The 10,280-nt window shown below is 76.1% G+C and carries 6 protein-coding genes, 1 pseudogene and 1 riboswitch; of the genes and pseudogenes, 1 reads left to right on the top strand and 6 read right to left on the bottom strand.

The annotated features are described in order from the left end of the window. The 5 genes and pseudogenes from AB0G13_RS22260 to AB0G13_RS22240 all read right to left on the bottom strand — a co-directional run. Positions 1–1,302, bottom strand: a pseudogene (locus tag AB0G13_RS22260) (ATP-binding protein); the annotation flags it as partial. A 56-nt stretch (positions 1,303–1,358) separates the two neighbouring features. Then, on the bottom strand, positions 1,359–5,027 hold the full coding sequence (cobN, locus tag AB0G13_RS22255; RefSeq protein WP_357877188.1) for a cobaltochelatase subunit CobN: 3,669 nt from the start codon (positions 5,025–5,027) through the stop codon (positions 1,359–1,361). Between the two features lie 130 nt (positions 5,028–5,157). After that, a complete protein-coding gene (locus AB0G13_RS22250) occupies positions 5,158–5,325 on the bottom strand; it encodes a hypothetical protein (RefSeq protein ID WP_357877185.1) in 168 nt (55 codons plus the stop codon). Between the two features lie 47 nt (positions 5,326–5,372). Beyond that, positions 5,373–5,502: riboswitch (cobalamin riboswitch) on the bottom strand. Between the two features lie 333 nt (positions 5,503–5,835). Beyond that, positions 5,836–6,492, bottom strand: coding sequence for a response regulator transcription factor (locus tag AB0G13_RS22245; protein ID WP_357877182.1), 657 nt, complete (start codon positions 6,490–6,492; stop codon positions 5,836–5,838). Further along, the gene (locus AB0G13_RS22240) at positions 6,485–7,633 is read right to left on the bottom strand and encodes a histidine kinase (protein ID WP_357877179.1); all 1,149 of its coding nucleotides are present in this window, start codon (positions 7,631–7,633) and stop codon (positions 6,485–6,487) included. Before AB0G13_RS22240 ends, AB0G13_RS22245 begins: the two co-directional genes overlap by 8 nt. 108 nt (positions 7,634–7,741) lie before the next feature. On the opposite strand from AB0G13_RS22240, the gene AB0G13_RS22235 reads away from it, so the two are divergent. Further along, the gene (locus tag AB0G13_RS22235) at positions 7,742–9,190 is read left to right on the top strand and encodes a serine hydrolase domain-containing protein (RefSeq protein WP_357877176.1); all 1,449 of its coding nucleotides are present in this window, start codon (positions 7,742–7,744) and stop codon (positions 9,188–9,190) included. Between the two features lie 691 nt (positions 9,191–9,881). On the opposite strand, the gene AB0G13_RS22230 is transcribed toward AB0G13_RS22235, so the two are convergent. After that, a complete protein-coding gene (locus AB0G13_RS22230) occupies positions 9,882–10,217 on the bottom strand; it encodes a hypothetical protein (protein ID WP_357877173.1) in 336 nt (111 codons plus the stop codon). Positions 10,218–10,280 lie beyond the last annotated feature (63 nt).

Raw genomic sequence — 10,280 nt, 5'->3', positions numbered from 1 at the left:
CGCCGGAGCGGTCCGGCCACGTGTCCGCGCCGCCGGCCCGGCCGGTGTCGCCGTCACGCCCCAGGCCCGGCGTGTCCGTGCCGGCCGGCGCGCTGCCGTCGGCGGCGCCGTCGTCCGGGGCGCCGCCGGCCCCGGCCGGGCCACCGCCCGGGTCGCCGGGGCCTCGGCCGCCCGGCCCGCCGCCGTCGGGGCCCGGGTCCGGACCGCCGCCGGGGTCGTCGTCGGGGTCGTCGTCGCCGGCCCGGTCCAGGGCCTCGTCGAGGCGCTTCTCGTCGAGTCCGGGCGCGTCGAACGGGTTGCGGCGGCGCCGGTGCGGCAGGGCCAGCCGGGCGGCGACCCGCACGTCCTCCACCGTGACCGCGTCCCGGCCGTGCCAGGCGGCGTGCGCCAGCGCGGTACGGGCGGTGACGATGTCGGCCCGCATGCCGTCCACGTCGAACGCGGCGCACACCTCGGCGATCTGGCGCAGCGCGGCGTCGGGCAGCAGCACGTGCTCCAGCCGCTGCCGGGCGGCGGCGACCCGGCGGGCGACCTGCGCGTCGGCGTCGGCCCAGCGGGCGGCGAACCCGGCCGGGTCGGCGTCGGCGGCGAGCCGCCGGCGGACCACCTCGACGCGTACGGCCGGGTCGCGGCTGGCCCCGACCTCCACGGTCAGCCCGAACCGGTCCAGCAGCTGCGGGCGCAGCTCCCCCTCCTCCGGGTTCATCGTGCCGACCAGCAGGAACCGGGACGCGTGGCTGACCGAGACGCCCTCGCGCTCCACGTGGCAACGGCCCATGGCGGCGGCGTCGAGGAGCAGGTCGACCAGGTGGTCGTGGAGCAGATTGACCTCGTCGACGTAGAGCACCCCGCGGTGGGCGGCGGCGAGCAGGCCGGGCTCGAAGGCGCGCACGCCCTCGCCGAGCGCCTTCTCCAGGTCGAGCGAGCCGACCACCCGGTCCTCGGCCGCGCCGACCGGCAGTTCCACCAGCCGGGCGGGCCGCCGCTCGGCGGGCGGGGCGGCCGGGTGCGGGCCGTCCGGGCAGGACGGGTCGGGGGCGGTGGGGTCGCAGGCGAAGCGGCAGCCGGCCACCCGGTCGACCGGCGGCAGCAGTGCCGCGAGCGCCCGTACGGCGGTCGACTTGGCGGTGCCCTTCTCGCCGCGTACCAGCACCCCGCCGATCGCCGGGGAGACGGCGTTGAGCAGCAGGGCCAGCCGCATGTCGTCCATGCCGAGCACCGCGCTGAACGGGTAGGTGGTCACTGAGCCGCCTCCGTTCGCGACTGCGGGGCTCGCAGGACCGGCTCACTCCTCGCGCTCACCGAGCCGCCTTCCGTTCGCGACTGCGGGGCTCGCAGGACCGGCTCACTCCTCGCGCTCACTGCCGTTCCTCCAGGTCGCCCTCGCTGGCCAGGTACGTCTCGCGGAGCCGGTCCAGGGTGGCCGGCTCGGGCTCGGCCCACAGGCCCCGGTCGGCCGCCTCCAGCAGCCGCTCGGTGATGCCGCGCAGCGCCCACGGGTTGGACCGCTCCAGGAACTCCCGCGTGGTGTCGTCGAAGACGTACGCGGCGGTCAGGTGCTCGTACATCCAGTCGTCGACGACGCCGGCGGTGGCGTCGTAGCCGAACAGGTAGTCGACGGTGGCCGCCAGCTCGAAGGCGCCCTTGTAGCCGTGCCGGCGCATCGCGGCGATCCACTTCGGGTTGACCACCCGGGCCCGGAACACCCGCCGGGTTTCCTCGCCGAGGGTGCGGGTGCGCACGTCGTGCGGCATGGCCGAGTCCCCCACGTACGCCGCCGGGGCGGCGCCGGTGAGGTGGCGGACCATCGCCACCATCCCGCCGTGGTACTGGAAGTAGTCGTCGGAGTCGACGATGTCGTGCTCGCGGGTGTCCTGGTTCTTCACCGCCACGGCGATCCGGGCGAAGGAGCGTTCCATGTCGGCACGCGCCTCCCGCCCGTCCAGGCCCCGGCCGTAGGCGTAGCCGCCCCAGACGGCGTACACCTCGGCGAGGTCGGCATCGCTGCGCCAGTTACGGGCGTCGATCAGCGGCAGCAGCCCCGCCCCGTACGCGCCGGGCTTGGAGCCGAAGACGCGGGCGGTGGCCCGCCGCTCGTCGCCGTGCTCGGCGAGGTCGGCGGCGACGTGCGCGCGCACGAAGTTCTCCTCGGCGGGCTCGTCCAGGGCGGCCACCAGCCGCACCGCGTCGTCGATGAGCGCGACCACGTGCGGGAAGGCGTCGCGGAAGAAGCCGGAGATGCGCACGGTGACGTCGACCCGGGGGCGGCCCAGCTCCGCCGTCGGCACCACCTCGACGCCGGTGACCCGGCGGGACCGGTCGTCCCACGTCGGGCGGCAGCCGAGCAGGGCGAGCACCTCGGCGATGTCGTCGCCCTGGGTGCGCATGGCGCTGGTGCCCCAGACGGTGAGCCCGACCGAGCGGGGGTACTCCCCGGTGTCGGCGAGGTGCCGGGCGAGCAGCGAGTCGGCCAGGGCCACGCCGACGTCCCAGGCGTTGCGGCTGGGGATGGCCTTCGGGTCGACGGAGTAGAAGTTCCGGCCGGTGGGGAGCACGTTGACCAGGCCCCGGGTGGGCGAGCCGGACGGGCCGGGCGGCACGAACCGCCCGTCGAGCGCGCCCACCACCCGGTCGATCTCGTCGGTCGTGCGGTCCAGGCGGGGCACCAGCTCGGTGGCGGCGAAGCGGAGCACGGCGGCGGCGTCCGGTACGGCCCGCCCGGCCACCTCCTCGACCACCGCGTCGACCTTGTCGGCGTCCCAGCCGAGGGTCTCCATGCCGACGACCAGCCGGCGGGCCAGGGCCTCGATCAGGTCGACCGCGTCGGCGGCGGTGACGCCCGGCCCGTCCACGGTCTCGGTCAGCGCCTCGGGCACGGCCAGCCGCTCCCCCGGTGCGGCGAGCAGCGCCTGCTCGTCCAGCCCGTACGCGGCGGCCAGGGCCTGCCGCAGGCCGGGCAGCGCGCGGGCGCCGCCCCAGACCTGCGGGGCGCGCAGCACGGCGAGCACGAGGTTGACCCGGGGCTCGCCGGTGGGCACGGCGGCGAGGACGTGCAGGCCGTCGCGGATCTGCACGTCCTTGACCTCGCACAGGTAGCCGTCGAGGTGCAGCACGAAGTCGTCGAAGTCGTCGGCGTCGGGCATCCGCTCGGTGTGCAGGTCGTGGTGCAGCTCGGCGGCGCGCACGAGGTCCCAGATCTGGGCCCGCACGGTCGGCACCTTGGCCGGGTCGAGGGCCTGCACGGTGGCGTACTCGTCGAGCAGCTGCTCCAGCTTCGCCAGCTCGCCGTACGTCTCGGCGCGGGCCATCGGCGGCACGAGGTGGTCGACGACCACGGCGTGCGCGCGCCGCTTGGCCTGCGTGCCCTCGCCGGGGTCGTTGACGATGAACGGGTAGACCAGCGGCAGGTCGCCGAGGACGGCGTCGGGGGCGCAGTCGGCGGCCAGCCCGAGGCCCTTGCCGGGCAGCCACTCCAGGGTGCCGTGCTTGCCCAGGTGCACCACGGCGTCGGCGCCGAACCCGCCGTCGGCGGCGGGCGCGGCCAGCCAGCGGTACGCGGCCAGGTAGTGGTGGCTGGGCGGCAGGTCCGGGTCGTGGTAGATGGCGATCGGGTTCTCCCCGAAACCGCGCGGCGGCTGGATCAGCAGCACCACGTTGCCGAAGCGCAGCCCGGCGAGCACGATGTCGCCGCCGTCGGTGTAGAGCCCGCCGGGCGGCTCGCCCCAGTGGGCGAGCATCCGGTCCCGCAGCTCCGCCGGCACCTGCGCGAACCAGCGCCGGTACGTCTCCCCCGGCACCCGCGCCTCGGCGGCGCCGAGCTGTTCCGGGGTGAGCCACTCGACGTCGTGGCCACCGGCGGCGATGAGGGCGTGGATGAGCGCGTCGCCGTCGTCGGGCACCGGGGCGTCGCCGAGGTCGTAGCCGGCCTCCGCCAGGGCGGCGAGCAGCCGGACCGCCGAGGCGGGGGTGTCCAGGCCGACGGCGTTGCCGACCCGGGAGTGCTTCGTCGGGTACGAGCTGAGCACGACCGCGAGCCGCTTGTCGGCCTGGGGCACGTGCCGCAGCCGGGCGTGCCGCACGGCGATGCCGGCCACCCGGGCGGCCCGCTCCGGGTCGGCCGCGTAGGTGGACAGCCCGTCGGCGTCGATCTTCTTGAACGAGAACGGCACGGTGACGATCCGGCCGTCGAACTCGGGGATCGCCACCTGCATCGCGGCGTCCAGCGGGGACAGCCCGGCGTCGCTGGCGGCCCACTGCTCGCGGGTGCTGGTCAGGCAGAGCGCCTGGATCACCGGCACGTCCAGGGCGGCGAGCGCGCCCACGTCCCAGGCGTCCTCGTCGCCCCCGCCGGAGGCGTCGGCGGCGACCGTGCCGCCGGCGGCGAGCACGGTGACCAGCAGGGCGTCGCAGCGGGCGAAGAGCCCGAGCGGCCCCGCGCCGGCGGTGAGGCCGCGCAACGAGCCGCAGTAGATGGGCAGCGGGTCGCCGCCGGCCGCGTCGACCGCGTCGGCGAGGACGTCGACGAACCCGGTGTTCCCGGCGAGGGCGTGCGCCCGGTAGAAGACGATCCCGACGGTCGGCCGGTCCGGCCGCGCGGGCCGCTCGCCGTGGATGCCGTACGTCGGGGTGGGCGCGGGCGGGTCGAACCCCTCGCCGGTGAGCAGCACCGTGTCGGAGAGGAACCGGGCGAGCTGGGCGAGGTTCTCCGGCCCGCCCTCGACCAGGTAGGCCAGGGCCTGGGTGGCCACCCCGGAGGCCACGGTGGAGGCCGCCATCAGCTCCGCGTCCGGCACGTTCTCGCCGCCGAGCACGACCGTCGGCACGCCGGAGGCCAGCACCGCGGCCAGCCCGTCCGGCCACGCCTGCCGGCCGCCGAGCAGGCGTACGACGGCGAGGTCGACGCCGTCGAGCAGCGCGGGCACGGCGTCGGCGGCGACCCGGGCGGGGTTGGCGAGCCGGTACTCGGCGCCGCTGGCGCGGGCGGCGAGCAGGTCGGTGTCGGCGGTGGACAGCAGCAGGGTGCGCACGGGCGGCTCCGGAGAGTGACACCCGGGTCGGCGCGGGGCCGACCGGGCGATGCGGGGGTGGGCGCGGTTCAGCGGGTGCGGCGGGCCGACGGCCGGCTCACCGGCGGGGTCGGGCGGCGCGGTGCGGGCGTCAGCGGTACGCGGCGCGGGCGCGGCCGGTCGCGGGGGCGGCGGGGCGGGGCGACTGCGCGGCGGCACGGCGACCGGCCGGCGGCGCGGGGGTGCGGCCGCCCGCGGCACTGCCACGGCCGGGCACGATGCGACGGTGATCGTCGATGGCGGAGACGCGGTGCGTCATCGGGTCCTCCTCGGGTGTCCACGCCCTGGGGTCACTCCCGACGGCCGAAGTATCCTGGCTCCCAGATCGACGCTCTCCCCCGGCCTTCCAACCGCACACGCACGGCCGTGACTCGCGAGGGGGGATCGCTCCCCGGTGACAGTGGCGGGACCGCGCCGGAATCGCACCGGCTTCCTTCACTGCCGTCAGGCCGCGAATGCTGCCACACCCCGGGGCCGCCGGTCAACGCCACCCCGTCCGGCCAGCGACGCGCCGATCCGATCGACGAGGAACGATGGGGTGATCCAGTCGGACAGTTATTTGACATTGTCGTCGGCCGATGCGGTGTCGAGGTCTCCGAATGCGGGGACGGTGGCCCCGCAACGCGCCCGGGCCCGACCCGTCCGGCAGCCGCGGGCATCCCGGCACCCGCGTACCGTCGCCCTTCTCCAGCAGGCACGTTCCGGCGAACGGGACCCGCCCTTCCCCGCCCGACGTGCCGGCGGAGCGTTCACCACGGTCGACGTCGCCTCACCGGTCGGCGAGCCCCGATTCGTAGCCCACGATCACCAGTTGCGCCCGGTCACGGGCGGAGAGCTTCGTCAGCAACCGGCCGATGTGCGTCTTCACGGTGCCCCGGCTGAGGTGCAGGTGCCGCTCGATCTCGGTGTTGGACATCCCACGGGTGATCAACGTCAACACCTCCCGTTCCCGCCGGGTCACCCCGTCGAGCCGTCCGGGCACCCGCCGCGCCGCCGGCACCCGGGCGAACTCGGCGATGAGCCGACGGGTGACGCTCGGGGCCAGCAGCGCCTCGCCGGCGGCGACCACCCTGATCGCGTCGAGCAGCCGCACGGGTGGCGTGTCCTTGAGCAGGAAACCGCTCGCCCCGGCGCGCAGCGCCCGGTACACGTACTCGTCGAGGTCGAAGGTGGTGAGGACGAGCACCCGGGGCGCGTCCCGCAACGCGGTGACCTGTTCGGTGGCGGCGATGCCGTCCAGTTCGGGCATCCGGATGTCCATCAGGACCACGTCGGGCGAGTGCGCCTCCGCGAGCCGGACGGCCTCGCGCCCGGTGCCGGCCTCCGCCACCACGGTCATCCCGGGGGTGGCGTCGAGCAGCAGGCGAAGGGTGCCGCGCAGCAGCGCCTCGTCGTCGGCCAGGAGCACGCGTACCGGCTCACTCATCGTCGGACACCCCCGCGGTGAACGGCAGTCGGGCGCGGACGGCGAACCCGCCGGGCTCGGGGCCGGCCTCCAGGATGCCGCCGTGCATCGCCGCCCGTTCGCGCATCCCCCGCAGGCCGTGGCCGGGCGGCCCCACGGCACGCCGCGGCCCCGCGTCGTCGACGACGGCGACGACCAGCACCCCGGGCTCGATCGTGACATCCAGTCGGCAGCGGGCCGGACCGGCGTGGCGCAGCACGTTGGTGAGGGCCTCCTGCACGATCCGGTACGCCGAAACCTGCACGGCCGCCGGCACCCGGGACAGATCGGCCGCCAGGTCGGCGTCGACGGTGACACCGGCGACGCGGACGTCCTCGACCAGCCGGTCGAGTTCGGTGAAGCTCGGCGCGGTGTCGGCCGGATCCCGCAGCGCGCCGAGCACGACCCGGACGTCGTCGAGGGCCGCCCGGCTGACCCGCTCGATCGCGTCGAGGGCGGCCCGCCCCTGTTCGGGTTGGCCGTCTGCGAGGTGGTTGGCGACCGCCGCCCTCATCGCGATCACGCTGAGGCTGTGCCCGACCACGTCGTGGATGTCCCGGGCGATGCGCAGCCGCTCCTCGGCCACCGCCCGGTCGGCACGCAGCTCGGCGAGCTGGGCGGCGTGCTGTCGGCGGGCGCGTACCGCCCGGCCGAGCGTCCACGAGCCGGCGATCACGGTCGCGGCGTAGAGCAGGACCGGCACCGGCGTGGCCGCGAACGACTCCTCCCCCGCCCGGGTCGGGATCACCGGCAGCCCTGGGACCGTCGCGCCCACCACGCCCCCGGCCGTCAAACCCGCCAGCGCCCCGGCGAGCGCGAACCCGGCCCGCCGGATGGGGGCGGACAGCGCGAGCGGGTAGAGCGCGAGCGCCACCGCGAACACCACCGCGTCGCCGGCGACCCCGATCGCCACCGCCACGGCCCCGGCCACCACCACGACGGTGAGCACCGGCACCGGCCAACGCCTGCGTACGGCGAGCGGAGGCCCGAACAGCACGGCCAGCCCCCACGCGAGCACCGGGGCGGCGGGCGTCCGGAGCACGGTGACGAGCACGATGGCCGCCGCCACCAACGCGTCGAACGCCATCAGCTGCCGCAGCCCGAGCCGCCCCGAGGTGACCACCGCGCCACCGTATCCACCGGATGGCGGCCGGGCGTCGGACCACGGTCCGATCCCGTGTCCGGACCACGATCCGATGTACGGGCGGCGTCGCCGGCCGAGACTCCGGTCATGCTCACGCGAGTTCTCGTCCTGGCCGGTGCGGTGGCGCTCGCCGCGTCGCCGGCCCCGGCGCCTCCGCCCGGATCTCCGGCCGGTGTCGACGCACCTGCCGTCGACGCCCTCGTCCGGGAGTACCGCGACGCCACCGGGCTGCCCGGCGTCGCGGTGGCCGTCACCCGGGGAACCGACGTGCTGCACGTCGCCGGGTACGGCCACACCCCTGCCGGCGTCCCGGTCACCGCGCACACCCCCATGGCCGTGGCGTCGGTGAGCAAGTCGTTCACCGCCCTGGCGGTGATGCAACTGGTGGAGGCCGGCCGGGTGGAGCTCGACGGCCCGGTCCAGCGGCACCTGCCCGAGTTCGCGATGGCCGATCCCCGAGCCGCCACGATCACCGTGCGGCAGCTGCTCGACCAGACCTCCGGCATGTCGGACACGACGTTTCCCGCCTTCAGCCGGCGGCAGCCGAGCTCGCTGCGGGAGTCCGTGGCGGGGATGCGCACCGCGCGGCTGGCCGCCGCGCCCGGCACGAGATGGGAGTACCACAACCCGAACTTCCAGGTGGCCGCACGTCTGGTGGAGGTGGTCAGCGGCCGTCCGTTCGACGACTACCTGCGGACGTACGTCTTCGGTCCGCTCGGCATGGCCGACAGCCGCACCCTCGACGTCGCCCGCGAGCTGCCGCCGAGCGCACGCGGCCACCTGATGATCCTCGGCGCGGCCGTCGCCGTGCCCGAGCCGCCAGCCTTCGGCAACGGTTCGGGCGGTGTGCTCAGCTCGGCGCACGACATGGCGGCGTGGCTGGTCGCGCAGGGCAACCAGGGGCGCGGCCCGGACGGCAAGGCGGTCGTCTCCCCCTCGGGGCTCGCCGCGCTGCACCGCCCGTCCGCGGTCTCGGGCTCCTACGCCCTCGGCTGGTTCGTCGAGAGGACCGCGTCGGGGGCGCCGATGATCGCGCACAGCGGCGACCTGTTCACCTCGACGGCGTACCAGGCGCTGCTGCCCGCGTCCGGCCACGGCGTCGCGGTCATGGCGAACACCGGCCTGTCGTACGGCCACGCCTCGGCCCTCGCCGAGCGGCTCGTCGCGCTGATCGAGGGAAGGCCGGCGCCCTCGGCGGGCACGCCGCTGGCGGTCGTCGACGCGGTGCTGCTGGTGCTCGCCGTCGCGACGGCGGCGCTCGCGGGTCGGGGCGTGCTCCGCTCGCGCCGCTGGGCAGCCGGCCGGGCGGTGCGCCCCTGGACGCTGGTGCGGCTGCTCCCGCTGCTCGCGCCGCTGCTGCTGCTCGCCTCCGTCCACCGGGTGGTCGGCATGCTCTACCGGGGTCGCGACGTCGCCTGGATCCAGGTGCCGTACCTCTATCCGACGTTCATGGTGCTGCTCGGCACCGCAACGCTGGGAGGCGCCGCCGTACTCGGGGCGCGGCTCCTCCGACTCGGGCGACGCGAGCGCACCTGACGACAGCGCCCCCGGTCTACGATCGTCGGACGTCCACTCTCGACGGGGGGAAGGAGCGCGCCATCATCGACATGGCGTTCCAGCACCTCGCCGGGCGGGTCTGGATCTGCCCCGGCGACCCGGATCCGGCCAGCGTGCAGGCTGGCGTCGCGCTGATCGCCGACGAGCGGGGCAGCGTGCTGGTCGACGCCGGGCAGAGCCCCGCTCGGCCCGAGCTTCCGGGCCCGGGCGTTGGCGGTGGACTCGTGGGACGACTTCGCGGTGCTGCCGCCGACCCGCACGTTCGCGGACGGGCTGGAACTGCCCGTGGGCGTGACGGCGACGCACGTCGGGGCGCCCACGCGCCGGACTCGACGGTGGTGGCGGTGCCGGACTCGGGCGTGCTGCTGCTCGGCGACTGCTACTACCCCCCGCCGGCGCACCTGCGCACCCCGCAGGACGGGCCCGACCTGTGCCCTGGTGCGCCGACTGCTGACCGACGGCATCCACTGGTACGTCGCCAGCCACGGTCCGCCGATGGCCCTGGCCGAGGCCCGCGCGGCGGTGGCCGCACCCGGATGACCGGGCACCCGGGGCCGGACACCCGGTGGCGAGCCGGGTCAGCGGGGGCGGCGAGCCATGGTCAACGGGCGTGGCGAGCCGGGTCAGCGGGGCCGCGGGTCATGGTCAACGGGCGCGGCGGGGCCGGGGGTCAGCGGGCGTGGCGCTCGGGGTGGGCGCGGTTCCAGGCGCGCATCCGCTCCGGGTAGCCGGTGCGGGCGGCCTCGTACAGCGGCACCGCGTGCCTGCGGGCGATCGTCCCGGCGGCGCGCGGCGAGCCGGTGCGACGGCGGATCCACTCGCCGTCGTGGGCGATCGCGACCACGGTGGTGTCGGTCGCCGTGGTCTCCGGCTCCAGGTAGAACTCCACGCCCCGGCGGCTGGCGACGAACGCCTCCAGCGCGGCCAGGTCCTCGCGGGTCGCCTCCCGGTCGAGCTTCGTCGGGGTCGGGTCGGTGGCCCGCGACCGCCGGTTGAACCAGCCCATGTCCCGCTCCTCTCCTCCGGGTCCTCCCAGTGCAGCACCGTTTCCTGCGAGGCGGCTGCGAGC

The organism is Micromonospora sp. NPDC023633 (genome assembly GCF_040640035.1).
In the GTDB taxonomy this organism is placed as follows: Bacteria; Actinomycetota; Actinomycetes; order Mycobacteriales; family Micromonosporaceae; genus Micromonospora.
Note: the sequence above shows the minus strand (reverse complement) of the source record. Positions and strands in the feature narration are given on the sequence as shown.

What these genes read in the sequence shown, in the direction of transcription:
- AB0G13_RS22250 (WP_357877185.1), bottom strand. Translation starts at nt 5,325, where the DNA reads ATGACGCACCGCGTCTCCGCCATCGACGATCACCGTCGCATCGTGCCC.
- AB0G13_RS22245 (WP_357877182.1), bottom strand. Translation starts at nt 6,492, where the DNA reads ATGAGTGAGCCGGTACGCGTGCTCCTGGCCGACGACGAGGCGCTGCTG.
- AB0G13_RS22235 (WP_357877176.1), top strand. Translation starts at nt 7,742, where the DNA reads ATGCTCACGCGAGTTCTCGTCCTGGCCGGTGCGGTGGCGCTCGCCGCG.
- AB0G13_RS22230 (WP_357877173.1), bottom strand. Translation starts at nt 10,217, where the DNA reads ATGGGCTGGTTCAACCGGCGGTCGCGGGCCACCGACCCGACCCCGACG.